Origin of the sequence: Acinetobacter sp. USHLN143 (assembly GCF_037145695.1) — a bacterium.
Taxonomy (GTDB): Bacteria; Pseudomonadota; Gammaproteobacteria; order Pseudomonadales; family Moraxellaceae; genus Acinetobacter; species Acinetobacter fasciculus.
This window is the reverse complement of record NZ_JBBCWZ010000222.1, coordinates 1-432: the sequence shown is the minus strand read 5'-3', so window position 1 is coordinate 432 and position 432 is coordinate 1. Positions and strand designations below refer to the sequence as shown.

At 32.2% G+C, this 432-nt stretch carries 1 pseudogene; it reads right to left on the bottom strand.

The window, feature by feature from the left end:
- Window positions 1-336: pseudogene (locus WFH18_RS17795) on the bottom strand (IS982 family transposase); the annotation flags it as partial.
- Window positions 337-432: the final 96 nt, after the last annotated feature.

Below are 432 nucleotides of genomic sequence, written 5' to 3'. Positions count from 1 at the left end.
AATGATACTGATTCCCGTATCTTTTCCTTTCACCTGATGGAAGAAACTACTCAGAGCTTGCAAACAACGGGGCATGATTTCAATAAATCGGTTGTAGCTAAGCAGTTTAGGAAAAGCAGATTTCCAGAATGGAACGATCATTTGGCAATAAAAATATTTGAAGAATCTAAAACCGGATTGATGAAATAAAATGACAATGGTCATTGCTTCAGACAAGCTTAAAGCTGACTTTTTCAACCTGGTTTTTTGATTAGAAATTAAAGCTTTCTCTAAAGATTCATTAAATTTTTTGCAGAAATCATCCAAAATACAAAATAATTCGGTAATATGATCCATTGAGAAGCCTTGTTTTATAACATTTTGTCTTGAGAACCAATATGTTACAAAAACAGGGCTTTTTTTCTACTCTTTTTTTATATCGAACTCAGGTTA